The 24,224-nt window shown below is 63.5% G+C and carries 21 protein-coding genes; 11 read left to right on the top strand and 10 right to left on the bottom strand.

The genetic code is table 11. The features are described from left to right. The first annotated feature begins 19 nt into the window (after window positions 1–19). Together FJ418_RS26055 and FJ418_RS26050 are read left to right on the top strand one after the other, a co-directional pair. Entirely contained in the window at window positions 20–1,018 is a 999-nt protein-coding gene (locus FJ418_RS26055) for a GlxA family transcriptional regulator (RefSeq protein ID WP_140647709.1), read from the top strand. A gap of 88 nt (window positions 1,019–1,106) precedes the next feature. After that, the gene (locus FJ418_RS26050) at window positions 1,107–2,753 is read left to right on the top strand and encodes a VWA domain-containing protein (RefSeq protein ID WP_140870553.1); all 1,647 of its coding nucleotides are present in this window, start codon (window positions 1,107–1,109) and stop codon (window positions 2,751–2,753) included. Between the two features lie 64 nt (window positions 2,754–2,817). Here FJ418_RS26050 and edd read toward each other — a convergent pair whose 3' ends face one another. Genes edd through zwf form a run of 3 tightly spaced genes read right to left on the bottom strand, consistent with a single transcriptional unit; the run spans window position 2,818 to window position 6,868 of the window. Then, on the bottom strand, window positions 2,818–4,641 hold the full coding sequence (gene edd / locus FJ418_RS26045) for a phosphogluconate dehydratase (RefSeq protein WP_140870551.1): 1,824 nt from the start codon (window positions 4,639–4,641) through the stop codon (window positions 2,818–2,820). Window positions 4,642–4,700: 59 nt separating this feature from the next. Next, a complete protein-coding gene (gene pgl, locus FJ418_RS26040; protein ID WP_140870548.1) occupies window positions 4,701–5,417 on the bottom strand; it encodes a 6-phosphogluconolactonase in 717 nt (238 codons plus the stop codon). After that, window positions 5,399–6,868, bottom strand: coding sequence for a glucose-6-phosphate dehydrogenase (gene zwf / locus FJ418_RS26035; protein WP_140647705.1), 1,470 nt, complete (start codon window positions 6,866–6,868; stop codon window positions 5,399–5,401). The genes pgl and zwf overlap by 19 nt, the downstream gene beginning before the upstream one ends. A gap of 307 nt (window positions 6,869–7,175) precedes the next feature. Between zwf and FJ418_RS26030 the strand changes: the two genes are divergently transcribed. Both FJ418_RS26030 and FJ418_RS26025 read left to right on the top strand, forming a co-directional pair. Continuing rightward, window positions 7,176–7,922 carry an SDR family oxidoreductase gene (locus tag FJ418_RS26030; RefSeq protein ID WP_140870608.1) on the top strand — a complete coding sequence of 249 codons (747 nt, stop codon included), beginning with the start codon at window positions 7,176–7,178 and terminating at the stop codon, window positions 7,920–7,922. Between the two features lie 105 nt (window positions 7,923–8,027). Further along, window positions 8,028–9,347 (top strand): Mur ligase family protein, encoded by a 1,320-nt coding sequence (locus FJ418_RS26025; RefSeq protein WP_140870545.1) that lies wholly within the window; start codon window positions 8,028–8,030, stop codon window positions 9,345–9,347. Here the strand turns inward: FJ418_RS26025 and FJ418_RS26020 are convergent. From FJ418_RS26020 to FJ418_RS26005, 4 genes are all read right to left on the bottom strand, one after another. Beyond that, window positions 9,331–10,206: an SH3 domain-containing protein gene (locus tag FJ418_RS26020; RefSeq protein WP_140870542.1), complete on the bottom strand. Its 876-nt coding sequence runs from the start codon at window positions 10,204–10,206 to the stop codon at window positions 9,331–9,333. The two genes, FJ418_RS26025 and FJ418_RS26020, sit on opposite strands and share 17 nt — an antisense overlap. Before the next feature lie 257 nt (window positions 10,207–10,463). Further along, the gene (locus FJ418_RS26015; RefSeq protein ID WP_140870538.1) at window positions 10,464–11,750 is read right to left on the bottom strand and encodes an FAD-binding oxidoreductase; all 1,287 of its coding nucleotides are present in this window, start codon (window positions 11,748–11,750) and stop codon (window positions 10,464–10,466) included. A 59-nt stretch (window positions 11,751–11,809) separates the two neighbouring features. Beyond that, on the bottom strand, window positions 11,810–12,175 hold the full coding sequence (locus tag FJ418_RS26010; RefSeq protein ID WP_140870535.1) for a four helix bundle protein: 366 nt from the start codon (window positions 12,173–12,175) through the stop codon (window positions 11,810–11,812). A gap of 39 nt (window positions 12,176–12,214) precedes the next feature. Beyond that, entirely contained in the window at window positions 12,215–13,648 is a 1,434-nt protein-coding gene (locus FJ418_RS26005; protein WP_140647700.1) for a glutamine synthetase family protein, read from the bottom strand. Window positions 13,649–13,905: 257 nt separating this feature from the next. Here FJ418_RS26005 and FJ418_RS26000 point away from each other — a divergent pair, with 257 nt between their 5' ends. Next, window positions 13,906–14,613, top strand: coding sequence for an HAD family hydrolase (locus FJ418_RS26000; protein WP_140870605.1), 708 nt, complete (start codon window positions 13,906–13,908; stop codon window positions 14,611–14,613). Between the two features lie 16 nt (window positions 14,614–14,629). On the opposite strand, the gene FJ418_RS25995 is transcribed toward FJ418_RS26000, so the two are convergent. From FJ418_RS25995 to aceA, 3 genes are all read right to left on the bottom strand, one after another. Next, complete coding sequence (locus tag FJ418_RS25995) at window positions 14,630–15,013, bottom strand: response regulator (protein WP_140655498.1); 384 nt, start codon at window positions 15,011–15,013, stop codon at window positions 14,630–14,632. A gap of 290 nt (window positions 15,014–15,303) precedes the next feature. After that, entirely contained in the window at window positions 15,304–15,546 is a 243-nt protein-coding gene (locus FJ418_RS25990; RefSeq protein WP_027168360.1) for a hypothetical protein, read from the bottom strand. Window positions 15,547–15,600: 54 nt separating this feature from the next. Further along, window positions 15,601–16,890, bottom strand: a complete 1,290-nt coding sequence (gene aceA, locus FJ418_RS25985; RefSeq protein WP_140782717.1) for an isocitrate lyase — start codon at window positions 16,888–16,890, stop codon at window positions 15,601–15,603. Window positions 16,891–17,142: 252 nt separating this feature from the next. Here aceA and FJ418_RS25980 point away from each other — a divergent pair, with 252 nt between their 5' ends. The 6 genes from FJ418_RS25980 (at window position 17,143) to FJ418_RS25955 (ending at window position 24,219) form a co-directional block, all read left to right on the top strand. Then, window positions 17,143–18,585 (top strand): XRE family transcriptional regulator, encoded by a 1,443-nt coding sequence (locus FJ418_RS25980; protein WP_140870532.1) that lies wholly within the window; start codon window positions 17,143–17,145, stop codon window positions 18,583–18,585. 210 nt (window positions 18,586–18,795) lie between these two features. Next, on the top strand, window positions 18,796–19,776 hold the full coding sequence (locus FJ418_RS25975) for a DMT family transporter (protein ID WP_140870529.1): 981 nt from the start codon (window positions 18,796–18,798) through the stop codon (window positions 19,774–19,776). A gap of 337 nt (window positions 19,777–20,113) precedes the next feature. Next, window positions 20,114–21,211 (top strand): polyamine ABC transporter substrate-binding protein, encoded by a 1,098-nt coding sequence (locus FJ418_RS25970; protein ID WP_140655374.1) that lies wholly within the window; start codon window positions 20,114–20,116, stop codon window positions 21,209–21,211. Window positions 21,212–21,292: 81 nt separating this feature from the next. Beyond that, window positions 21,293–22,432: an ABC transporter ATP-binding protein gene (locus FJ418_RS25965; RefSeq protein ID WP_140870526.1), complete on the top strand. Its 1,140-nt coding sequence runs from the start codon at window positions 21,293–21,295 to the stop codon at window positions 22,430–22,432. Window positions 22,433–22,441: 9 nt separating this feature from the next. Continuing rightward, window positions 22,442–23,404 carry an ABC transporter permease subunit gene (locus FJ418_RS25960; protein ID WP_140870522.1) on the top strand — a complete coding sequence of 321 codons (963 nt, stop codon included), beginning with the start codon at window positions 22,442–22,444 and terminating at the stop codon, window positions 23,402–23,404. Continuing rightward, window positions 23,401–24,219: an ABC transporter permease subunit gene (locus FJ418_RS25955; protein WP_140643701.1), complete on the top strand. Its 819-nt coding sequence runs from the start codon at window positions 23,401–23,403 to the stop codon at window positions 24,217–24,219. Before FJ418_RS25960 ends, FJ418_RS25955 begins: the two co-directional genes overlap by 4 nt. Window positions 24,220–24,224: the final 5 nt, after the last annotated feature.

Here is a 24,224-nt window from a genome sequence, read left to right as displayed (position 1 = left end):
TTTTGAGAAAGCCTTTGCATTGCCGAACCTGATTGCTCCCGTTGAACGGCCGATCACGAACGATCCCGTTCAGGGCGGCCGTCAGTTCGGTTTTCTGCTGGTCGACAAATTCTCGATGTTCTCGCTGGCGGCGGCTATCGACTGCTTCCGTTCGGCGAACCGCCTGCTCGGCCGCGATTTCTATGGCTGGACGACGATTTCGGCCGATGGCGACGCGGTGATGGCCTCGAACGGCCTGCCGCTGAAGATCGACTATTCGGTCGCCGACATGCCCCCGGTCGACATCCTGTTCGTCTCGGTCGGGCTCACCACCGAATTCCCCGGCAAGAGCAAGGTGCTGGCGGCGCTGCGCAGTTGGGGCCGGCGCGGCAACGCGCTGGGCGCGCTTTCGGTCGGCTCCTATCTCTTGGCCGAGGCCGGACAGCTCGACGGCTATCGCTGCACGATCCATTGGGAGAACCGCGCCGGCTTCATGGAGCGTTTCCCCGACATCAACTGCACCGGCAATGTCTTCGAGATCGACCGCAAGCGCTACACCTGCGCCGGCGGCACCACCTCGATCGACCTGATGCTGGAGATCGTGCGCGGCGATTTCGGCTCCAACCTCGCCAACGGCGTCGCCAACCAGTTCCAGCACGAGCGCATCCGCTCGGCCGGCGACCGCCAGCGCGTCGGACCGGAGCGCGACCTCACCGGAAAGTCGGAAAAGCTCAGGCGCATCGTCGAATTGATGGCCGACCATCTCGACGAGCCGCTGTCGGCGGTGCAGCTTGCCAAGTCGGCGGGGCTGTCGGTGCGCCAGGTCGAGCGCCTGTTCCTGCGCCATTTGAGTGTGACGCCTGGCCGCTACTATATGCGGCTGCGGCTCGAACGCGCGCGCGAATTGCTGCGCCAGACCAACATGCCGATCCTCGACGTGGCGATCGCCACCGGCTTCACCTCGCATTCCTATTTCGCGCAGAGCTACCGGCTGCAGTTCGGCCGTCCGCCATCGGAAGAGCGGCGCACCACTTATTGAGTGACTTCGCCGGCCATCGGACTTGTCTCCGAATGCCGCGTCAAATAGCTTTCGCAACGCGGACGAGGGCTATTCTCAGGAGATTTCCATGGCGGGACTGATACGGAGCGTCGCTGCGGCGCTCCTGCTTTTGTCGATGACCAGTTTCGGCTTTGCCGCCAACAAGGTCATCATCATCCTCGATGCATCAGGCTCGATGTGGGCCCAGATCGACGGCAAGCCGAAGCTGGAGATCGCGCGTGAATCGCTGCGAACGGTGCTGCAGTCGGTTCCGGCCGACGACGAGATCGGCTTCATGGCCTATGGCCATCGCACCAAAGGCAGCTGCGACGACATCGAGCTGATCGTGCCGCCGCAGGCCGGTTCCGCCAGCGCCATCTCATCAGCGGCCGACAGTATGAAATTCCTCGGCAAGACGCCGCTCACGGCCGCTGTCAAGCAGGCCGCCGAGGCGCTGAAATACACCGAGGACAAGGCGACGGTGGTGCTGATCACCGACGGTCTGGAGACCTGCGGCGGCGATCCTTGCGCGCTCGGCAAGGAGCTGAAGGAAAGCGGCGTCGACTTCACCGCCGATGTCGTCGGCTTCGGCCTGACCGCGGACGAGGGCAAGCAGATCGCCTGCCTCGCCGAAAACACCGGCGGCAAATACATCCAGGCCTCCGACGAGAAAGCGCTGCAGGAAGCTCTCGTCGAGACCGTCGCGGCTCCGGCTCCCACGCCTGAACCGGCTCCGGCCCCGGCGCCTGAGCCGGCAAAGCCGGAGTTCAATTTCATGCCGAGCGTAGTGCTCGCCGAGGGCGATGATCCGATCACCGACGGCAACGTCTGGGAGGTCTACAAGGCCAAGTCCGACGGCACGCGCGGCGAATCCGTCACCACCGAATACGGCGCCTACAAGGGCAATCTGGAGCCGGGCGATTATGTCGTGGTCGCGACCGATGGACAGGCCAAGGCGGAGCAGAAGATCAAGATCGAGGCAGGCCAGGCCTACCAGCCGCTCTTCATCTTGAATGCCGGCAAGCTGATCCTTCATCCGCGACCGAGCCCGGGGGCAGACATCGCCGGCGGCGCTATACTGGAATTCGCCTATCCGGGCGACCACACGACGACATACGGCGATACCAAGGTCATCCTCCCGGCCGGCGAGGAGAAGGTCACGGTGACGATCGGCAGCGGCACGATCACCGAAACCATTCCGCTCGCGGCCGGGCAGACGATCGAGAAGGACATGATCGTCGGCGTCGGCAAGGCCAAGGCCAACGCCTTCTACACTCAGGGCGGCGAAAAGGCCGGGGCGGACGTGTCCTGGAAGGTCTACAAGGCGGCCAAGAAGCTCGACGGCACCCGCGATCAGGTGACCTACGCCTATGGTCCCGACAGCCAGTTCGACCTGCCGCCCGGCGACTACGTGATGGGCGTCGACGTGCAGGCCGTGTCCACCGAGCAGCCTTTCAGCGTGACGGTCGGACAGATGACCGACGTCAACGTAACGCTGAATGCCGGTGTCGTGGCAGTCGACGCGCCCGGCGCGGACGGCTTCAAGATATTCGAGGCCAAGAAGAACATCCAGGGCGAGCGCAAGCAGGCGACCTATGCCTACGGCGAGAAGATGCAGACCACGCTTGCCGCGGGCGACTACGTGCTGGTGACCAACTTCACCACCGACAAGGCCGACAAGGAGACGCCTTTCACCATCAAGGCCGGCGAGCGCAACGAACTCACCGTCCAGTAGGCACTGCGATCAGGACAAACAAAGGGCGGCCTCGAGCCGCCCTTTTTTATTGAAGTCGAGAAGATCAGGCGTTACCGAAAGCGGCGGCGCCATGGTCGGCGCGGCCGACCAGTTGCCGGAAGCCGGCGAACAACTCACGGCCGAAGCCGAACTCGTTGCCGATGAGATCGGCTTCGGCCGTGCGGCGCAGCGCGAATTCCGTCCCCGGCACCAGCACTTCCAGCGTGCCTGCATCGGCGTCGAGCCGGATGACGTCGCCGTCGTGGATCCTGGCGATCGGCCCGTCTTCGACCGCCTCCGGCGTCACATGGATCGCCGCCGGCACCTTGCCGGAGGCGCCCGACATGCGCCCGTCGGTGACCAGCGCCACGCGCTGGCCGCGATCCTGCAGGATGCCGAGCACCGTGGTCAGCTTGTGCAGTTCCGGCATGCCGTTGGCCTTAGGGCCCTGGAAACGGATGACGGCGATGAAATCGCCGGTCAGCGTACCGGCCTTGAAGGCGTCGTTCAGCGCCTGCTGGCTGTCGAACACCTTTGCCGGCGCCTCGATGACACGGCGTTCCGGTTTCACGGCAGAGGTTTTGATCACGGCGTGACCGAGATTGCCGCCCAGCACTTTCAGGCCGCCCGTCGGTTGGAACGCCTTCTTGAACGGCGCCAGCACCCTCTCGTCGCCGCTCTGCGAAGGTGCTGCCTCGCGCACGACACTGCCGTCGTCGCCAAGCCGCGCCTCGACGGCGTAAGGCCGCAGGCCTTCGCCCCACACCGTCTGCACGTCCTCGTGCAACAGGCCTTCGTCGAGCAGTTCGCGGATCAGGAAGCCGAGCCCGCCAGCGGCATGGAAATGGTTCACGTCGGCAAGCCCGTTCGGATAGACGCGCGCCAAGAGCGGCGCCGCCTCCGACAGGTCGGAGATGTCCTGCCAGGTCAGCGCGATGCCCGCGGCGGCGGCCATCGCGATCAGATGGATCGTGTGGTTGGTCGAGCCGCCGGTGGCGTGCAGGCCGACGACCCCGTTGACGACCGAGCGCTCGTCGATCATGCGCCCGACCGGCGTATAGGCGTTGCCGAGCGCGGTGATCGCCAGTGCCCGCTTCGCCGCTTCCCTCGTCAGCGCGTCGCGCAGCGGCGTGCCGGGATTGACGAAGGAGGCGCCAGGCGTGTGCAGGCCCATGATCTCCATCAGCATCTGGTTGGAATTGGCTGTGCCGTAGAAGGTGCAGGTGCCCGGCCCGTGATAGGATTTGGACTCGGCCTCGAGCAGTTCGGCGCGGCCGACCTTGCCTTCGGCATAAAGCTGGCGGATCTTGGCCTTCTCGTCATTCGCGAGGCCCGTCGTCATCGGCCCGGCCGGGATGAAGACTGCAGGCAGATGGCCGAAGGTGAGCGCCGCGATCACCAGCCCGGGCACGATCTTGTCGCACACGCCGAGGAACACGGCCGCGTCGAACATGTTGTGCGACAGGCCGATCGCCGCAGCCATCGCGATCACGTCGCGCGAGAACAGCGACAGCTCCATGCCGGGCTGGCCTTGCGTGACGCCGTCGCACATCGCCGGCACGCCGCCGGCGACTTGAGCAATGCCGCCCGCTTCCCGCGCGGCTTCCTTGATCAGCGCCGGGAACGTCTCGAAGGGCTGATGCGCCGACAGCATGTCGTTGTAGGAGGTGATGATGCCGAGATTCGGCACGCGGTCGCCGCCGAGCGCGATCTTTTCGGACGGGCTGCACACGGCAAAGCCGTGGGCGAGGTTGCCGCAGCCCAGCACCGCGCGGTTGGCGGTACGGCTGGAAGCCTCCGCGATGCGGCCGAGATAGGTTTCGCGGCCGGCTTTCGAACGGTGGCGGATGCGTTCCGTGATGGCTTCGATATCGCGTCTGGCTGTCATGGTCCGTCCTTTCGAGCCCGGCAACGTCCTCCCAGCGCCGTCGGGCCGTCATGTTGCAATCAGGGTGCCCAGAACACCTCTATTGGTCTCGGCGCCGCCTCGAGCACTCTGCGGATGGGCTTCTCGGCGCCACGACCCATCGCGCCGTTGAACGCGGCGCGCTTGTCCTCGCCTTCGATATGGAGCGCGACGAAGCCGGCGGCGACGATGCGCGCCATCGACAGCGTCAGCCGCGGCTCGCCGCCGCTCGCCGCATGCACCGGCAGCACGATCCGCCGCGAGGCAGGGTCGAGCAATTCCTCCAGGTTGCCGGCATCGGGAAAGAACGAGGCGGTATGGCCGTCGCCGCCCATGCCGAGGATCACCACGTCGAGCGGCCAGGGCAGCGCCTGCAGTGCTTCGCTGTCCGCCGCGGCTGCGTCCTCGATGCTCGCCGCCTCATGGTAGAGCGGCACGAAGCGTGCCGCGGCTGCCTTGTTCTGGAGCAGGTTCGCCGCCACCAGCCCGGCATTCGAGCGCGGCGAGGACGGCGGCACGAAGCGCTCGTCGACCAGCGTCACGATGACCTTGTCCCAGGCGATCGGCGCGGTCGACAGCGCGGCGAAGAGTTTCGCCGGCGTGGTGCCGCCGGACACCGCGAGCAGCGCGGTGCCGCGTTCCGAGATGGCGCAGCTCAGCCGGTCGGCAATCTGCCCGGCAAGCGCCGTCGCCAGGTCCTGGCGATCGGCAAAGCCGTTCCAGCCGTAACGGACTTCGCTCAATTGCTCTCGTGCCATGTCCGTCCGTCACGTTCGATCAAGGCAATCGAGGCCGACGGCCCCCAGGTTCCGGCCGTGTAGCCCTGAGCTTCCTGCCTGGCGCTTTCCCAGGCGTTCTGGATCGGGTCGATCCACTTCCAGGCCGCTTCGACCTCGTCGCGGCGCATGAACAGGGTCTGGTTGCCGCGCACCACATCCATGATCAGTCGCTCATACGCGTCCGGCGCGCGTCCCTGGAAGGACTGCGCGAAGCTCATGTCGAGCGAGATTTGGCGCAGCCGCATGCCGCCCGGTCCCGGGTCCTTGATCATGATGTACTGCTTGACGCCTTCGTCCGGCTGCAGCCGGATCACCAGTTGGTTGGCGAAGATCGGCCCGGCGCTCTCGCCGAAGATCGAATAGGGGATCGGCTTGAACTCAATGACGATTTCCGAGACGCGGGTGGCGAGCCGCTTGCCAGTCCTCAGGTAGAACGGAACCCCGGCCCAGCGCCAGTTGCCGATCTCGGCCTTGATGGCGACGAAGGTCTCGGTGTTGCTGTCCTTGCCGAGCTCCTCGACGTAGCCCTTGACCGGACCGCCCGCCGAGGCGCCGGCGCGATACTGGCCGCGCACCGTGTGCTTGGGCGCCTCATTGCCGTTGATGCGCTTCAGCGCCCTCAGCACCTTCAGCTTCTCGTCGCGGACGGCGTCGGCGTCCATCGACGACGGCGTCTCCATGGCGACCAGGCAGAGCAACTGAAGCATATGGTTCTGCACCATGTCGCGCAGCGCACCTGCCTTGTCGTAGTAGGTGACGCGATCCTCGAGCCCCACTGTTTCGGCGACCGTGATCTGGACATGGTCGATCTGGGCCGAGTTCCATAACGGCTCGTAAAGCGCATTGGCAAAGCGCAGCGCCATCAGGTTCTGGACCGTTTCCTTGCCGAGATAGTGATCGATGCGGAAGATCTGGCTTTCGTGGAAATCGTCACCGACCGCATCATTGAGCGCCCGCGCCGAGGTGAGGTCGCGGCCGATCGGCTTCTCCAGCACGATGCGCGAGCTCGGCGTGATCAGCTTGTGCTCCTTGAGCTGGTGCGAAATGTCGCCGAACAGCGCCGGCGCCACGGCGAGGTAGAAGGCGCGGATGCGATCGCTGTCGCCGATTGCCTTCTTTAGTTTGTCGAAGCCGGTGCCGGTCGTCGCGTCCGCCGAGACATAGGAAAGCCTGGCCAGGAAGCTCTCCAACTCCTTGGCGTCAATATCGGACGGCTTCACATGCTGCGATATCGCCTTCTTGGCGAAGGCTTGGAATTCGGCATCGGTCATTTTGGCGCGCGAGGTGCCGATGATGCGCGTCGGCTCGGAGAACTGATGGCCGCACTGGCGATAGTAGAGCGATGGCAGGAGCTTGCGTTCCGACAGGTCGCCGGTGCCGCCGAAGATGATGAAGTCGAAGGGATCGACAGGGATGATCTGGCTGGTCATGGTCAGTCCGATTTGATGCCGGGCGCCGGCAGCGTGGTTGGTATATTCTAATCGATTTAAATTTTCCAGTGCCATGGTGTCACATGCGAGGACCAATCGCTTGCACTTGCATCGGCCCACATGTTTCCCGACACTCACGCCACCGGCAGGCCCGTCGGGCAAGCCATGGCTTCCGGAAGCGTTCGCGGCTGCAGCATAGAACGCGAATGTGACGAAAGCTAAGGGAGATGTAGCCTGGCTCGCGGTGGGCCGGGCGGCAGGTGGAAAAGTCACGTCAAGCTGCGGAATCCAAATGAGCGGGAAAAGCATGCGTCTGGAAAACAAGGTCGCCGTCATCACCGGTGCCGCGTCGGGCTTCGGCGAAGGCATGGCCAAGCGCTTCGCCGAAGAGGGCGCGCGCGTGGTCGTCGCCGACCTCAACGCCAAGGGCGCCGAGCGAGTGGCCGAAGAGATCGGCGAGAGCGCGATCTGGACTCAGACCGACGTTTCCCTGCGCTCCGAATTCGACGAGATGATCTATGCCGCCAAGCGCGCTTTCGGCCGCATCGACATCATGGTCAACAATGCGGGCTTCACCCATCGCAACGGCGACATGCTCGGCGTCGATGAGGAAACCTTCGACCTGATCACCGCGGTCAACATGAAGGCGATCTATCACGCGGCGCTTGCCGTCGTGCCGATCATGGACCGGCAGGGAGGCGGCGTCATCCTGACCACGGCCTCGACGGCCGGGCTTCGGCCGAGGCCAGGCCTGACCTGGTACAACGCCTCCAAGGGCTGGGCGATCACCGCCACCAAGTCGATGGCGGTCGAACTGGCGCCGAAGAACATCCGCGTCAACTGCCTCTGCCCGGTCGCCGGCGAGACCGGCATGCTGGAGAAGTTCATGGGCGCCGACACGCCGGAGATCCGCGAGAAATTCCGCGCCTCGATCCCGCTCGGCCGGCTTTCGACGCCGCTCGATATCGCCAACGCGGCGCTGTGGCTCGCCTCGGATGAAGCCGCCTTCATCACCGGCGTGGCGCTGGAGGTCGACGGCGGCCGCTGCATCTGAGCCGCTTCAGGTGGCGCATGCCAGCTTTATGCGCGGTCAAGCCGAGTCCCATTTGACTTCATGGTCCGTCAAAACGATAACGGATCGGGGTAGGGGAATTGGCGCGTGGTTAAGGTCAGGCTGCGTGAAATTCGCAATGATCTGGGCTGGCGATTGCGTCGCTATCGGGCAAACCGTGCGCGTGCCCAAAGCAAGGCTGTCTTCATCGGGATAACCGGCAGTTCCGGCAAATCGACGGCAACCAGCTTGCTTGGGCATATCCTGGCCAGTCACGGCACGGTCCATACGCAAGTTCTGGCCAACACGCTCAACGCACTGGTCCGCACGCTCTACAAGCGCATGAAACGCGCGGGCGAAGTCGACTACGTCGTCTTCGAAGCCGGCTCGTATGAGCCCGGTTCGATCCGAGGCATGGCGCAAATGCTGAAGCCGGACGTCGCGCTCGTGACGATGATCCGGCTGGAGCATGTCGGCAAGTTCAGGACGCTGGAAGCTGTTGCGCGGGAAAAACGGGCGCTGGTCGATGCGTTGGAGCCCGGCGGACTCGCGATCTTGAACGCCGACGACCCGCATGTGCTTGACATGGCTTCGGGCGCAAGGTGCCGCGTCGCGACTTTCGGTCAGTCCGAGGCCGCGGACTATCGTGTAACAGACATCCATGCCGCCTATCCGGACCTGCTCAGATTTTCGCTTCGATGGCACGGTGGCGACATACACATGCAGACACCATTCCCCGGCGAGCACTTCTGGCTGCCGGCAGCCGCCGCCGTCGTCACGGCGCTGGAACTTGGTGCTCCACCGGAGAAAATCGCCGCAAGGACCGCATCCTTCGAACCTCTGGCCAACCGCTGCATGGTGCTGGTGACCGATCGGGGTCCACAGTTCATCGTCGATGCTGCCAAAGCGCCCTGGCATTCGCTGAACATTGCGTTCGAGATGATGGCCAAAGCGACGGCCGTTCGTAAACGGATCGTCGTCGGACAGATTTCCGACTACACCGGTTCGTCGAGAAAGTATGGCACTGCTTACGGTATCGCGCGCGACGTCGCCGACGAGGTCATCTATACCGGCGACAATGCCCACCGCTCACGCGCCAGTCAGGCCGACCGCGACAGCGGCCGTTTCGTGGAGCTTCGCACCCCGAAGGAAGTCTCCGATCACATCAAGCAGACCGCCGTCCCCGGAGAACTGATCCTGCTGAAGAGCTCATCCAACCTTCATCTGGAGAGGATCGCGCTGGCCTGGACACACGACATCAGGTGCTGGATTCCAGCGTGCGGCAAGAAAGAGGCCTGCCAGACTTGCGGCCTCTACGAAGTGCCGTTCGAAGACCACAAGTCCTTCATCGCGGATCTCAGGCTTGAGCGCAGGAAAGGTCGGCTCGGACGGCTGCTTGGCGGATTGGGCCTTATGCGCCGGTCTTGATGTAGCTTTTGTAGACCCAGCCGTGCTTGCCGTTATAGACGATCTCGCACCATTTCTTACAATTCATCACCTGCACCGATGCCTTGGCCGGCACCGTGGCGATTGCGGATGCACCCTTCTTCGGGCCTGAGCGCATGGTCACAGCCCTCAAGACGCGCCCGTTTGCGGCCGCGCTGGCTCTTTGAGCTTTCGGCTCAGGCTGTGCCGAGCTGTCCGTCGCTGCCGGCTGCGGATCTGGAACCTGCGGCTTGGCTTCGGGAATGGCGGCGGTTTGGGCGCCGTCCATCGTGTCGCCCGGCTTCTTCGCTGCCGCTGCTGTCTCGCTGGCGGAACCGGCGACCTGCGACAGCGCGTCCGAAGCGTCGTTCTCGGCATCGGCCTCGGCAAAGGCCGTATCGGTCGATTGCGCGGGGGCCGCGTCGGCGGCCTGCTGGTTCTCGGCCGGGGCAGGTGGCGTCTTGGCATCGGAAGCCGTCCAGCGAGGGTTGTTTGATGCCAAGGCCGGAATGTTGGCTTCGCGGGCCGGCGTCGTGGGCGTTACCGCATCCCCCTTGCGCGCGGCCTGCGGCGCCGTCGCCACAGTGACCGCCGCTGCCGCCGGAGCGACTTTCGTGGTCTTCACCGGAATTGTCGGAACGATCTGCGCGGCATTTGCCGCAGTCACTTGCCGGTCACTGCCCGGAACGCACAGCCACAGCGCCACCGCGGCCACGCCGAGCAGCGCGGCGGTGCCGACCGCTGCAATGACCAGATGCGCGTTCGACTGTACCTTCTGCCAGAAGGATGGCCGTACGTTATAGCCGAACTGCATTGTAAAGCGCTGCCGTTCCGGCGCGCCGAAACTGAAGGGCTCGTTCACTCAAACCACCTCCAACAAGCGGGCCGACGTTCTTTCGATCATTGCCGTAACGATTGGCTTCGATCGGCATCGGTCCCGAAATCTTTGCGGGCAGGCCCGCGAAATCCCCGGATTTTCGCCCATAATTGCATCTTTTACTGCTGATTATGGCATGAGTGAGCCAATTTGCGAAATTCTGCGCGCCTGTTAAGGCTTCCACAACCTGCCGCGTGGAGGCTGCCAGCCTCGAATCGGCGGCTTCGGCTGGCCTGCCGGCTTCAAATCCTGTCGCGTAGCGCGAACCAGTTCAGCGCCAGGAACAAGAGCGGCGCCCGCAAACGCCGACCGCCCGGGAAGGCGGGAATTTTCAGATCCTCGATCAATTTCAAGCGGTCGCGATTGCCGGCAACGGTCTCGGCATAGAGCTTGCCGAAGAAGTTCGACAGCATGAGGCCGTGGCCGGAATAGCCGCCCATCGAAATCACCTTCGGCATCACCTCGCGGACGAACGGCTTTCTCGGCACCGTGATGCCGACATAGCCGCCCCAGCCATGCGTGATCTCGACATCCTTCAGGTCCGGGTAGAGCTCGGCGATCTGCCTTCGGATGTGGATATGGATGTCCTTCGGATCGTTGACGGCATAGACCTCGCGGCCGCCGAACAACAGCCGTCCGTCTTTCGACTTGCGGAAATAGCGCACCACGAAACGGGAATCGTCGACCGACTCGCCGCCCGGCAGCACCTTGGAGGCGGCGCCGAGCGGCACGGTCGCGCCGATGAAGGAGCCGATCGGCATGATGTGAGCCGCGCTCACCGGCTCCAGGTTGCCGCCATAGGCATTGACCCCGATCAGGCATCTGTCGGCTGCGATCGTGCCCCTGGGCGTCGTGACCGTCACCTTGCCGCCATTGGAGACAATGGCGGTGGAGGGCGTCTGCTCGAAGAGATGCGCGCCGGCGGCCGCAGCCACTCTCGCCGTGCCGATCACCAGCTTCAGCGGGTGGATGTGGCCGGTGCCGGTGTCGCGGGCGCCGCCGAAGTAGCGTGTCGCGCCGAGCCGCTCCGCTGTCTCCGCCGCGTCCATGAAGCTGACATGCGGGTAGCCGAAGCGGTTCGCCATGATCTCGGCGTGGCGCTTGTAGTCGTCGACATAGCGCCGCTTGTGCGCCACCGAAAGCTGGCCCGGCATGTAGTCGATGTCGATGGCGTTGGCGGCAGCGAAGTCGAACAGATGCGCCTTGGCTTCTTCGGCCATGTCGAACAGCGCCCTGGCACGGGAGAGGCCGTACTCGGCCTCCAATTCTTCCGCCCAGGCGCGCTGGCCGGTGCCGAGCTGGCCGCCATTGCGCCCCGACGCGCCGTCGCCGAAGCGATAGGCCTCGATCAGCACGACATTCGCGCCGGCTTTGGCGAGATGCGCGGCTGCCGAGAGGCCAGTGAAGCCGCCGCCAATAATGACGACGTCACATTGGCGATCACCATCTAGCGAAGGGTATTCGGGCCGAGGCCCGGCCGTATCCTCGTACCAGGAACGGCCAGGAGAGATGGGGGATTGGTAGGACATGATTCTCGGCAGTAGGGCAGTAGGGCAGTAGGGCAGTAGGGCAGTAGGGCAGTAGGGCGCTACTCGGGCGACAATTTACGGATCAGAAGCCTTAAGAGTGTCCCAACGCTCTCACTGCGCGTCATCAATTGTTGGGCTGCTTCGTTGGAGGTGATTCCGACGCGCTGCGCGATCAATAAGTGAGTTTCCAACTCTTTAAGCGATCCCTGTGCAATTCTAAGAAACTGTTGGTAGGAAGCTCGGCTTTCTCGTCCATAGCCCTCGGCGATGTTGGCGGGCACGGAAGCGGCTGCCCTGCGTAGCTGGGTTGTCAATCCATAGAGCTCTTCCTTCGGCCAGGCTCGTGTCGTTTCATAGATCGAAACTGCGAGGTCCATAGCCTGCTGCCAGACGACCAAATCTCTATACGATTCGATCTTCGCCATCGTCCCCTACTGCCCTACTGCCTTACTCCCCTACTGTCTTTACACATTCAGCAGCAGATACTCCCGCTCCCACGGGCTGATCACTTCCATGAAGGTCTCGAACTCGGCGCGCTTGATCGCGGTGTAGGTGGCGGCGAAGGATTTGCCCAGGATGGCGCCGAGCTCCTTATCGTCCTCGAACAGGCCGACGGCCTCCAGAAGGCCACGCGGCAGGTCGATTTCATCCGCGTTGGCGGTCGTCAGCACCGGCGGTTCCGCCTTGATCTTGTTGCTCATGCCGACCAGCCCGCATGCAAGCGAGGCCGCCAGCGCCAGATAGGGGTTGGCGTCGGAGGAAGGGATGCGGTTTTCAACGCGTCGCGCCGCCGGATCCGAGCGCGGCACGCGGAAGGCGGTGGTGCGGTTGTCGTAGCCCCATTTGTTGTTGACCGGCGCCGAAGCCTGCTGCGTCAGCCGGCGATAGGAATTGACGTAGGGCGCGAACATCACCAGCGCGTTCGGCACATGCTTCTGCATGCCGCCGATGAAGTGGAAGAACGCATCGGTCTCCGAGCCGTCCTCGGCCGAAAAGATGTTCCTGCCGGTCTTCTTGTCGACGACCGACTGGTGGATATGCATGGCCGAGCCCGGCTGACCCTGGATCGGCTTTGCCATGAAGGTGGCATAGATCTCGTGCTTCAGCGCCGCCTCGCGGATGGTGCGCTTGAACATGAAGACCTGGTCGGCGAGCTCGATCGGATTGCCGTGGCGCAGATTGATCTCGAGCTGGCCGGCGCCTTCCTCATGGATCAGCGTGTCGATCTCCAGGCCTTGCCGTTCCGAGAAATGGTAGATGTCGTCGATCAGTTCGTCGAACTCGTTGACGCCGGCGATCGAATAGCCGGCGCCGCCGCCGATCGGTCGTCCCGAACGTCCGACCGGCGGCGTCAGCGGATAGTCCGGATCGGGGTTCTTGCGCACCAGGTAGAATTCGATCTCGGGCGCCACCACCGGTCTCAACCCGCGCTCGTCATAGGCGGCCAGCACGCGCTTCAGCACGTTGCGGGGCGTGAACTCGACCGAGCGGCCGTCCTGGTGAACGAGATCGCAGATGACCGCGGCCGTCGGGTCCTCTTCCCAGGGCACGACGGTCAGCGTCGAAAGATCGGGCAGCAGCTTCAGATCGCCGTCGTCCTCGGGATAATGGAAGCCGTTGCCGTCCTCGGGATAGCCGCCGGAGATCGTCGTCATGAACACGGCCGAAGGCAGCGCCAGCGAGGTGTTGGAAGTGAATTTCTTGGACGGCATCATCTTGCCGCGGGCGACGCCCGCCTGGTCGGGCGTGATGCACTCGATGTCCTCGATGCCGCGCCATTCGAGCCAGGCGCTGGCTTCCTTCCAGTTCTTCACACCACGCTGGTTTTTCAGGAATGCAGGCGTGCGGGCGCGTCCCCCCCGGCTTGACGGACGGACTTCCTTTTTTTCAGGCGGCATCATTCACCAGATTGTGTTGCGGATTTCGAACTATAGCCGGGCGCTATGGGGGAAGGGAAGGGGAGGCGGTTTACGCGAGTTCTCGAAGCGCCATGACGAGCTGGATCGGATCGCTGTCCTGGGAGCTTTCCAGGATACGCTCCAGCTCGCCTTTCCACGAATTCAGCATGCACCCCAGCTTTGCCGATCTCCGGCTAGAGCTAGCAGTGCCCGGCGAACGCGTCTACACCACCGTTTCGAAGGAGGATGACGTCGCAATGTCCGCTCTTACCACGATAGGTTTCGATGCCGACGACACGTTGTGGCAGAACGAGCAGTTCTTCCGCATGACCGAACAGCGCTTCATCGCCATGCTTGCCGAGCACGGCGACGCAAGCCGGATTTCCGCGAACCTGCTTGAAGCCGCAAAGCGCAATCTCGGCGTCTATGGCTTCGGCATAAAGAGCTTCATGCTGTCTATGATCGAGACGGCGATCGAGGTTACCGAAGGCCGCGTTCCGGCCTCGACGATCGCGGAAATCCTGGCTGCCGGCCGCGACATGCTCAGCCACCCGATCGAGCCGCTGCCGCATGCGCGCGAGACGGTCGAGAGGCTGGCAGGCAGCTATCGCCTGGTGCTGATCACCAAGGGCGACCTCATGGATCAGGAGCGCAAGCTTGCGCAATCGGGATTGGGCGAGCTTTTCGACGCCGTCGAGATCGTCAGCGACAAGAGCGCCGCCACCTATGCCCGCATCTTCAGCCGCCATGGCGACGGACCGCAAAGGAGCATGATGGTCGGCAACTCGTTGAAGTCGGACGTCATCCCGGCCATCGACGCGGGCGGCTGGGGCATCTATGTCCCGCACGATTTGACCTGGGCGGCCGAGCACGCCGAAGCGCCGGTCGCGGCGCCGCGTTTCCGGCAGATCGCCGACCTGAGCGAACTGCCCGCGCTGATCGAAGGCATCGCCGCTGCAGGCTGACCAGCTTTAGGGGGTCTTAGCCGCGCCCGACCAGGCGATCGACCACCGGTTGCAGCCTCTCGGGCGTAATCGGCTTGGCAACCACCGCATCGATCACGCTCGACAGGCCGAGACTTTCCGGCGTACCACTTCGGGTTGAAAGCAGGATCACCGCGGGTAACGGCTTGCCGGAGGCGCGCCGCAGCGCGTCGATGGCCGACATCAGCCGGTCGCAATCCTTGTTGTCCGGGCCGCCGTCCAGGATGACGGCGCCGGGCAGTTGGCCGGTCAGCGTCTTCTCGGCGGCCTCGGGCGGTTCCGAGATCGGCTTCAGTCCCGATTTCTCGACGATTTTCGACACCACGACGCGGTTGATCGACGATTTTCCGACGACGAGCACTTTGGAAAAATCCGCAGCGATCGCGCCTGTCCGGGCTGCCGGTTTCGAGCGTTTTTCGGAGTGGTCGTCACGGTCGGGGGGACACATCGGCGGGCTGACACTCTGGTTCAATGCAGGGTTGAAACCTGAGGCACAATTGGGTGAGATCGCGGCCGGTGTCAAGCTGAAACGGTCGAGGTCGAAAATATAGCAAGAAATCCGAGATTCAGAGCAAGTCGTACCACTTGACGGTGAAGGCAAACCGAAAAAAGACGATAGTCTCCCGAACGTATAGCGCGTGGGAGACTATCGCCGAGACTGTTGACGTTACGTCAAGTGTGGCTCTGCTGGGTAACGATCACCGGGATCAAAAGGTCTCCCCAGTTGCCGTCGCCGCCGTGGTGCCTGGCCGAGCGGACCAGTTCCACCGAGACGCCGGCCTCGACTGCCTTCATGACCGACTGGTTGAGTCGGTGCAGATCGTTGGCGAGCATGCGGATCGTCGCCTGCTGGTCGACGCTCATCGCGCTCGATTGTTCTTCTGCCCTTTCCTTGACACGGCTTATCGATGCCATTGCTCTTCTCCTCGATGTAGATGCCCTGCGGGCGTTTCCTCTGGTTGCTATCCGTTACTCGGCCGCCGGCCTGAACTGGGCGTGCTCGGTCGATTCATGCATGGCGGTGGTCGAAGACCGGCCGCCGGTGATCGCCATCGACACGGCGTCGAAATAGCCGGTGCCGACCTCGCGCTGGTGCTTGGTCGCCGTATAGCCGTTGGCCTCCGCCGCGAACTCGGCCTCCTGCAGTTCCGAATAGGCGGCCATCTGCCGGTCCTTGTAGCCGCGCGCCAGCTCGAACATGCCGAAGTTCAACTGGTGGAAGCCGGCCAGCGTGATGAACTGGAACTTGTAGCCCATCGCTCCGAGCTCCTTCTGGAACCTCGCGATCGTGGCGTCGTCGAGGTTCTTCTTCCAGTTGAAGGACGGCGAACAATTGTAGGCGAGCAGCTTGCCCGGATGGTGCTTGTGCACACCCTCGGCGAATTTCCTGGCCTGCGCCAGATCGGGCTTCGAGGTCTCGCACCAGATCAGGTCGGCATGCGGCGCATAGGCTACGGCGCGCGCGATGCAAGGCTCGATGCCGTTCCGCACATTGTAGAAGCCCTCGACCGTGCGGCCTGCATCGTAATCGACGAAAGGCCGGTCGCGCTCGTCGATATCGGAGGTCAAAAGCTTCGCCGCCTCGGCGTCCGTGCGCGCCACGACCAGTGTCGGCGTGCCCATGACGTCGGCCGCAAGGCGCGCCGCGTTGAGGTTGCGGATATGCGCCGCCGTCGGGATCAGCACCTTGCCGCCGAGATGGCCGCATTTCTTTTCCGACGCCAGTTGGTCCTCATAGTGGACGCCCGCGGCGCCGGCTTCGATGAAGGCCTTCATGATCTCGAAGGCGTTGAGCGGGCCGCCGAAGCCGGCTTCGGCATCGGCCACGATCGGCGCGAACCAGGTCTCGACCGATAGCCCCCTGCCTTCGGACGTCTCGATCTGGTCGGCGCGCTGCAAGGTGCGATTGATGCGCTTGACCAGTTCCGGCGCCGCATTGGCCGGGTAAAGCGACTGGTCCGGATACATCGCCGACGCGGTGTTGGCGTCGGCGGCCACCTGCCAGCCCGAGAGATAGATCGCCTTCAGCCCGGCCCGAACCTGCTGCATGGCCTGGTTGCCCGACATGGCGCCCAGCGCGTTGACGAAGTCCTCCTCGTGGATGAGCTTCCAGAGCCGGTTCGCGCCCATCTCGGCCAGCGTCTGGCGAATCTGCACGGAGCCGCGCAACCGCTTCACGTCCTCTGGCGAATAGGGACGCTCGATGCCGTCGAAACGGCCTTCCGGCGCGGAGGGGACGAGGTTGTAAAAATCGGTCATTGGTCACTCCGGATCGTTTGGAAACTGCTTCAGCGCGACATCGCAATCCTATAGCCTTGCGATGTCTGCGTGTGACATCATTTACATTGCAGCGCGAAAAGCGCCCAGAAAAACCACCATTCGGCACTGAAAATAAAGGAAAAGCTGTGTTGTCATTGACAGGCTATCTCTGTAAATTTGTCACGATTGTAAAAACGGCGTAACGGACACCGGACTCGATATCCATGTAAATTCTTGTCAAGGATGGCACGGATGGCCGACCAGAAGATCTTCGCCGGTCCGCGACTGCGCCGGCTGCGCAACGCCAGAGGCCTGACCCAGACGGCGATGGCCGAGGGACTGGGCATCTCGCCGTCCTACCTCAACCTGATCGAGCGCAACCAGCGCCCGCTGACGGTGCAGCTTATTCTCAAGCTGGCCTCTGTCTACAAGGTCGATCCGCATGAATTGCAAGGAGAGACGAAAGGCTCGATCGCGGCGTTGCGCGAAGCGTTCAGCGATCCGCTTCTTGCCGGCGAACTGCCTGGCGATCAGGAACTGATCGATCTCGCCGAGACCGCGCCGAACGCCTCGGCGGCGATGGTAAAACTGTTTCGCGCCTACCGCGAACAGGCTGAGCGCCTGTCCGACCTCAACCAGCTTCTGGCCAAGGAGGGCAGGGCAACCGCGCTGTCCGGCACGCGCCTGCCTGCCGATGAAGTCCACGAAGTGTTCGAGCGCCGGCCGAACCACTTCGCTTCGCTGGAGGAGGAGGCGGAAGCTTTCACATCGGTGCTCGAACCCGGCGACGACCTGTCCGGCGCGCTCAAGGCCTGGCTGAGGCGCGAGCATGGCATCGTCGTCAAGGTGCTGCCGGTCGCCACCATGCCCAACTGGCGCCGCCGTTACGACCGCCATTCGCAGCGCCTGTTCCTCTCCGAGCGGCTGTCGCCTTTCGACCAGCTGCGAGAAATCGCCATGGAGGCGAGCCTGATGCGCATGTCGGTGGCCATCGCGGGCGAGCTCCAGGCGCTGAAGCTCGGCACCGACGAGGCCCGGCGGCTCGCCCGCTTCGAGCTCGGCCGCTATGCCGCGCATGCGCTGATGATGCCCTATCAGGCTTTCCATGCGGCGGCCGTTCGCGCCCGCTACGACATCGACGTCTTGCGTTCCCGCTTCGGCGTCTCTTTCGAACAGGCGGCCAACCGACTGACCATGCTGCAGCGGCAGGGCGCATCGGGCGTGCCGTTCTTCATGCTGGAAGTCGACAATGCCGGGAACCGCTTCCGCAAGGCCGGCAGCCAGGGCTACCCTCAGAGCCGCTTCGGCGGCGGCTGCCCCAAGCTTCCGGTCCATGCGGCCTTCTCGCAGCCGGGCCAGGTCCTGGTCGAGGCGCTGGAAATGCCCGATGGCGCCGAGTTCCTGTGCATCGCCCGCACGCTGGAAGGTCCACAAGGCGCCTTCTCCGAACGGCCGCGTCGCACCGCGCTCTTGCTCGGCTGCGATATCGGCTTCCGAGACGAGATCGTCTACGGCGCGGCGCTGCCGGCCGGAGCCGCCGGCAAGTCCGGGCAAGGCTTCGCCACGCCGGTAGGCCCCGCCTGCCGGCTTTGCGAGCGCGTAGGCTGCCTTGCGCGCGCCGAGCCGCCGGTGACGCGCCCGCTCGGCCTCGACGAGATGGTGACGGGCCTCAGCGCCTTCGATTTTCAGGGATGATATGTCGCCCGAGCCTGCGCATCGGTCTGGGGTCTGACTGTGTCGAAGTAAACCGCGGAGAGGTTGTCCTACATTTGAGCGAATGCTGGATCACGCATGGCTTTGTACTTTGCGCTACGCGATTGAGACACAGTCCCGTCGTTTGAGACACAGAATCCCTGTTGTACTTGGTGCATCGTGTCGAACGCAACTCGCTGACAAGTCATGTCCATGACCGATACCGCCCCGTCCCCCGTCGTCCCGTCGCCTGTCGCCCCGTCGCCAGTCGCTTTGCCAGCCGTCTCGCCGCGCGAGGAGCGGATCGGCATGCTCCTGGTCTTTCTTTCGGCGCTTATGTGGAGCTTCGGCGGCACCATCGCCCGTTTCATCCATGTCGGCGACAGCTGGACCGTGGTGTTCTGGCGTTCGCTGTGGGCCGTGGCCTTTCTCATCGCCTTCATGCTGTTCCGCGACGGTTGGCGCGGTACCCTGAACCTCTTCCGGCATATGGGCCTGCCCGGCCTCGGCGTCGCCTTCTGCTTCGCCACCGCCTCGACCAGCTTCGTGGTGGCACTTGCCTACACGACCGTCGCCAACATCCTCTTGATGCAGGCCGGCGTGCCGCTGCTGGCGGCGCTTCTTGCCTGGCTCCTGTTTCGCGAACGGGTAAGCCCGGCGACCTGGATCGCGATTGCCGCCGTCATCGCCGGCGTTGCCATCATGGTCTCCGAATCCCTGGGCGGCGCCGTCTCGCCGATCGGCGACGGCCTGGCGCTGCTGATCGCGGTCATGTTCTCGGTGGCGACCGTTATCACCCGGCGCTTTGCCCATGTGCGCATGGTGCCGGCCAATTGTCTCGCGGCGCTTTTCGCCGGCGCTTTCGCCGCTTCCCAGGCCTCGGCGTTCGCGGTTTCGGGGCGGGATATGGGCTTTCTCTTCGCCTTCGGCGTCATCAACCTTGGCGTCGGCCTCGCCTTTTTCGCCATGGGCGCGCGGCTGGTGCCGGCGGCGATCGCGGCGCTGCTCGGCACCTTCGAGCCGATCCTTGGGCCGATCTGGGTCTGGCTCGTCCATTCCGAAGTGCCGTCGGTGCGCACCATCATCGGCGGCGCGGTCGTGGTCACGGCGCTGCTCGTCCATATCGGCCTGGAGTTCAAGCGCCAGACGCGGCCGGCGCGTCCCGGCGTCACCGGCCTGCCGTCGCCCAATTGACGATACGCAGCCTTCCCCATTGACAACCCAGTTGCCGGGCGGGCAGGCTGCAATTACGGCAACAACAAGACAGGCGTATCTTGCCAAGTGTCTCCGCCGGCCCGCTCGGGACCGGACAGCATCGTGATAGCTATGCATACGCCGCGGTCAATGCCGCTGACGCCGCCCGGGTGCCTTGCCGGGAAGGCCAAACTGTCTCGAACCCTGATGTCGCTACCGAGCCTGGCGTCGACAGTTCACGCTTGTCGCTCTCCGGAAAGCTCAATAGTCTTAAACCAACGCCGCCCCGCCATACCGCGACGAGCCGGCGAGGGAACACTCACCAAAGGAGAACACCATGATCCGCAAAGCTCTATGGCTTTCGGCGACCTCGGCATTTCTGACGCTTTTCACCTTAAGCGGCCATGCCGAAGACCGCGTCGTCAATGTCTACAACTGGTCGGACTATATCGACAGCTCGATCATCGACGACTTCACCAAGAAGACCGGCATCAAGGTTGTCTACGACACCTTCGATTCCAACGAGATACTGGAGACGAAACTGCTTGCCGGCGGCAGCGGTTATGACGTCGTCGTGCCGAGCGCCAACTTCCTGGCGCGCCAGATCCAGGCGGGTGTCTTCCAGAAGCTCGACAAGTCGAAACTGCCCAACATCTCCAACATGTGGGACGTCATCTCCGAGCGCACCGCCAAATACGATCCGGGCAACGAATATTCGGTCAACTACATGTGGGGCACGGTCGGCCTCGGCTATAACGTCAAGAAGGTGACGGCCGCGCTCGGCACCGACAAGATCGACAGCTGGGACGTGTTCTTCAATCCGGACAAGCTGGCCAAGCTGAAGGATTGCGGCGTCTATGTGCTGGATTCCCCGGCCGACATCATTCCCGCGGCGCTGAAATATCTCGGGCTCGATCCCAACAGCACCTCGCCCGATGACATTTCAAAGGCCGAGGAAGCGTTGCTGAAGGTCCGGCCCTATATCCGCAAGTTCCATTCGTCCGAATACATCAACGCTTTGGCCAACGGCGACATCTGCATGGCGATCGGCTGGTCGGGCGACGTCTTCCAGGCGCGCAACCGCGCCGAGGAAGCCAAGCAGGGCGTCGAGATCGGTTATTCGGTGCCGAAGGAAGGCGCCCAGATGTGGTTCGACCAGATGGCGATCCCCGCGGATGCGCCGCATGTCGCCGACGCGCTCGAGTTCATCAACTACATGATGACGCCTGAAGTCATCGCCAAGTCGTCGAACTACGTGCTCTACGCCAACGGCAACAAGGCTTCGCAGCAGTTCATCGACAAGGCGATCCTGGAAGATCCTTCGGTCTATCCGGACGAAGAGACGACGAAGAAGCTGTACACAGTTGCGCCATACGATCCCAAGACACAGCGCATCATCACGCGCACCTGGACCAAGATCGTCACCGGCCAGTAAGCATTGAGACCACGACCCCGGCAGCCAACTGCCGGGGTCGCTTTCCTTTGGGAATTTTTAAGAAATAACGGAGTGGGGATCATGAAATCGCTTGGCAGCATCCGCAGGGATTTCGCGCCATGGAACGACCCGAACGCCAAGCCGTATATCCAGTTCGACAAGGTCACCAAGAAGTTCGGTGACTTCACCGCCGTCAACAACCTGTCGCTGACCATCTTCGAGCGCGAATTCTTCGCCCTGCTCGGCGCGTCCGGCTGCGGCAAGTCGACCCTGCTCAGGATGCTCGCCGGCTTCGAGGAGCCGTCGGCGGGCCGCATCCTGCTCGATGGGCAGGACCTGCGCGGCATCCCGCCCTACAAACGGCCGGTCAACATGATGTTCCAGTCCTACGCGCTGTTCCCGCATATGACGGTGGAAAAGAACATCGCCTTCGGCCTCAAGCAGGAAGGCATGCCCGGAGCCGATGTCGAAAAGCGCGTCGCCGAGATGCTCAAGCTCGTCAAGCTCGAGCAGTTCGCCAAGCGCAAGCCGCACCAGCTCTCCGGCGGCCAGCGCCAGCGCGTGGCGCTTGCCCGCTCGGTCGCCAAGCGGCCGAAGGTTCTGCTGCTCGACGAACCGCTCGGCGCGCTCGACAAGAAGCTGCGCGAGGAAACGCAGTTCGAACTGATGGACCTGCAGCAGGAACTCGGCCTTACCTTCGTCGTCGTCACCCACGACCAGGAAGAGGCCATGACGATGGCCGACCGCATCGCTATCATGGACAAGGGCGAGGTGATGCAGGTCGCGACGCCGGCGGAAATCTACGAGGCGCCGGCCTCGCGCTTCGTGGCGCATTTCGTCGGCAATGTGAACATGTTCGAAGGCAAGGTTGCCGAACGCACGGCAAGCACCACGCGCATCACCGGCGCGACCGGCGCTGAGATCGTCGTCGACAATGGCAGCAACGCCGCTGCCGGCTCCGACATCGTCTTCGCGATCCGGCCGGAGAAGATCAGGGTTTCCTCCAAAAAGCCGGCCGATGCCGTCAACGCGCTCGAAGGCGAGGTCTACGACGTCGCCTATCTCGGCGACATGACCGTCTACCACATCAGGCTGGACGACGGTCAGATCGTGCGGGCAAGCGCGTTGAACGCCTCGCGCGTGACTGAGGATCCGCTCACTTGGAACGACCGTGCCTGGGTCTCCTTCCGGCCCGATGCCGGCGTCGTGCTGGCCAGGTAGGAGGCTGAGATGACGGATATCGCAGCGACTGCCGCTCCATCGACTGAAACCACAACACTGCCGGCGAGGCTGGCGAAAGGCTTCGTCAACCGCCTCGTCATCATCGTCCCCTATCTCTGGCTGCTGTTCTTCTTCCTCGTTCCCTTCATCATCGTCTTCAAGATTTCGCTGTCGCAGACGGCGATCTCGATGCCTCCCTATACGCCGGTGCTCGGCTTCAAGGATGGCGTTTCGGGATTTTTCGCGGGCGTCCGCGAGCTCAACTTCGATAACTACACCTGGCTCACTCAGGACGCGCTCTATTTCAACGCCTATGTGACGAGCCTGATCATCGCCGGAATCTCGACGATACTTACCCTGATCGTCGGCTATCCGATCGCCTACGGCATGGCGCGGGCGCCGGCGACGATCCGTCCGACCCTACTGATGCTGGTGATCCTGCCGTTCTGGACCTCGTTTCTGATCCGCGTCTATGCCTGGATCGGTATCCTGAAGCCCGAGGGCCTGCTCAACCAGGTCCTGCTCGCCACGGGCCTGATCAGCCAGCCGCTGGTGATCCTCAACACCTACACGGCGATCTTCATCGGCATCGTCTATTCCTACCTGCCTTTCATGGTGCTGCCGCTCTATTCCTCGCTGGAGAAGATGGATTATTCGCTGATCGAGGCCGCGCAGGACCTCGGCTGTCCGCCGACCGGCGCCTTCTGGAAGATCACCTTCCCGCTGTCGCTGCCCGGCGTCGTCGCCGGCTGCCTGCTGGTGTTCATCCCGGCGGTCGGCGAGTTCGTCATTCCCGACCTCCTCGGCGGCTCGCAGACGCTGATGATCGGCAAGACGCTCTGGAACGAATTTTTCTCCAACCGCGACTGGCCGGTCTCATCGGCGGTGGCCGTCATCCTGCTTCTGGTGCTGACCATCCCGATCATGTTCTTCCAGCAGGCGCAGGCCAAGGCACAGGAGCAGGGCAGATGAACTCGACCTGGAGCCGCTTCAACATCACCTCAATCGTGCTGGGCTTTGCCTTCCTCTATCTGCCGATCGTGCTTTTGATCGTCTTTTCCTTCAACGAATCGAAGCTCGTCACCGTCTGGGGCGGCTTCTCGACCAAATGGTACGTGTCGCTGTTCCACAATCAGGGCCTGATGGACGCCACCTGGGTGACCGCGCGCGTCGGCGTCATCTCGGCGACGGTGGCGACCGTGCTCGGCACGCTGGCCGCGCTGACCTTGACGCGCTTCACGCGCTTCCGCGGCAGGGTGTTGTTTTCCGGCATGGTGTTTGCGCCACTGGTCATGCCGGAAGTCATCACCGGGCTGTCGCTCCTGCTGCTCTTCGTCGCTGTCGGCCTTGACCGTGGCTTCCTCACGGTCACGCTCGCCCACATCACGCTCACAATGTGCTTCGTCGCCGTCGTCGTGCAGTCGCGGCTGGTCTCCTTCGACCGTTCGCTGGAGGAGGCGGCGATGGATCTCGGCGCGCCGCCGGTGAAGACCTTCTTCCAGATCACCTTGCCGGTCATCCTGCCGGCGATCATCTCCGGCTGGATGCTGGCCTTCACGCTCTCGCTGGACGATCTGGTCATCGCGAGCTTCACCTCGGGTCCCGGCGCCACCACGCTGCCGATGAAGATCTACAGCCAGGTGCGCCTCGGCGTGACGCCGGAAATCAACGCCGCCTGCACCATCCTGATCGCGGTGGTGGCGATCGGCGTCATCATCGCCTCGATAGCCAACAAGCGCCGCGAGATCCAGCGCCAGCTCGACGAGCAGGCCGCGCAGCGCGGTTGAGTGAT

Origin of the sequence: Mesorhizobium sp. B2-8-3 (assembly GCF_006440815.1) — a bacterium.
Taxonomy (GTDB): Bacteria; Pseudomonadota; Alphaproteobacteria; order Rhizobiales; family Rhizobiaceae; genus Mesorhizobium.
This window is presented reverse-complemented; position numbering and strand designations above follow the sequence as displayed.

Bases quoted from the DNA above. Each gene is read 5' to 3' on its own strand.
- FJ418_RS26000 (WP_140870605.1), top strand. From the start codon at position 13,906: ATGTCCGCTCTTACCACGATAGGTTTCGATGCCGACGACACGTTGTGG.
- aceA (WP_140782717.1), bottom strand. From the start codon at position 16,890: ATGACCGATTTTTACAACCTCGTCCCCTCCGCGCCGGAAGGCCGTTTC.
- FJ418_RS25955 (WP_140643701.1), top strand. From the start codon at position 23,401: ATGAACTCGACCTGGAGCCGCTTCAACATCACCTCAATCGTGCTGGGC.
- edd (WP_140870551.1), bottom strand. From the start codon at position 4,641: ATGACAGCCAGACGCGATATCGAAGCCATCACGGAACGCATCCGCCAC.
- FJ418_RS25960 (WP_140870522.1), top strand. From the start codon at position 22,442: ATGACGGATATCGCAGCGACTGCCGCTCCATCGACTGAAACCACAACA.
- FJ418_RS26005 (WP_140647700.1), bottom strand. From the start codon at position 13,648: ATGCCGCCTGAAAAAAAGGAAGTCCGTCCGTCAAGCCGGGGGGGACGC.
- FJ418_RS25980 (WP_140870532.1), top strand. From the start codon at position 17,143: ATGGCCGACCAGAAGATCTTCGCCGGTCCGCGACTGCGCCGGCTGCGC.
- zwf (WP_140647705.1), bottom strand. From the start codon at position 6,868: ATGACCAGCCAGATCATCCCTGTCGATCCCTTCGACTTCATCATCTTC.
- FJ418_RS26015 (WP_140870538.1), bottom strand. From the start codon at position 11,750: ATGTCCTACCAATCCCCCATCTCTCCTGGCCGTTCCTGGTACGAGGAT.
- FJ418_RS25975 (WP_140870529.1), top strand. From the start codon at position 18,796: ATGACCGATACCGCCCCGTCCCCCGTCGTCCCGTCGCCTGTCGCCCCG.
- FJ418_RS26050 (WP_140870553.1), top strand. From the start codon at position 1,107: ATGGCGGGACTGATACGGAGCGTCGCTGCGGCGCTCCTGCTTTTGTCG.
- FJ418_RS25970 (WP_140655374.1), top strand. From the start codon at position 20,114: ATGATCCGCAAAGCTCTATGGCTTTCGGCGACCTCGGCATTTCTGACG.
- pgl (WP_140870548.1), bottom strand. From the start codon at position 5,417: ATGGCACGAGAGCAATTGAGCGAAGTCCGTTACGGCTGGAACGGCTTT.
- FJ418_RS26030 (WP_140870608.1), top strand. From the start codon at position 7,176: ATGCGTCTGGAAAACAAGGTCGCCGTCATCACCGGTGCCGCGTCGGGC.
- FJ418_RS25990 (WP_027168360.1), bottom strand. From the start codon at position 15,546: ATGGCATCGATAAGCCGTGTCAAGGAAAGGGCAGAAGAACAATCGAGC.
- FJ418_RS26010 (WP_140870535.1), bottom strand. From the start codon at position 12,175: ATGGCGAAGATCGAATCGTATAGAGATTTGGTCGTCTGGCAGCAGGCT.
- FJ418_RS25965 (WP_140870526.1), top strand. From the start codon at position 21,293: ATGAAATCGCTTGGCAGCATCCGCAGGGATTTCGCGCCATGGAACGAC.